1 protein-coding gene is annotated in these 593 nt (G+C 59.5%); it reads right to left on the bottom strand.

From position 1 onward, the window contains the following. Positions 1 to 28: 28 nt before the first annotated feature. Positions 29 to 593 (bottom strand): integrase core domain-containing protein (locus AC630_RS42655; protein WP_143198799.1); only part of this gene is annotated, 565 nt, incomplete at its 5' end.

Here is a 593-nt window from a genome sequence, read left to right on the forward strand (position 1 = left end):
AAGCGGACTGCGTAAGCTGGAATCCGACCTAGGTGTGGAGCCTCAAGAGGTTGTCCTTGGTCAAACCGAGCCTGCTGATCGGCGTTTGTGAGTCGATACCGCCATGGGGCCGGTGCCAGTTGTATTGGTGGAGCCAGATCGGCAGCTCTTGGGCGCGCTGATCTGATGTTGGATAGGCTTGGGCGTAAGCCCATTCCCGAAGTGCGGTCTGGATGAAGCGCTCGGCCTTGCCGTTTGTTCTCGGCGTGTAGGGCTTGGTGCGGATGTGCTTGATGCCCAGGTCCCGGCAAGCGTCGCGGAAGGCGAACGCCTGGTAGCAACTGCCATTGTCGGTCATGACACGCGTGACGGTGACGCCGAGGCTTTTGTAATAAGCCACAGCGGCCTTGAGAAAGGGAACAGCGCTGTTCGCTGTCTCGTCGGGCTTGATCTCGGAGAAGGCGACGCGGGAATGGTCGTCAATGCAGACGTGAACGAAATCCCAGCCAGCACCACGGCTCTTGTTCGGACCACTCGGATCGCCGGTGACGCGGTGGCCGACACGCTCGAAACGCCCGAGCTTTTTGATATCGATGTGAATGATCTCACCTGGG

This window comes from Bradyrhizobium sp. AS23.2, from assembly GCF_001908185.1.
In the GTDB taxonomy this organism is placed as follows: domain Bacteria; phylum Pseudomonadota; class Alphaproteobacteria; order Rhizobiales; family Xanthobacteraceae; genus Bradyrhizobium.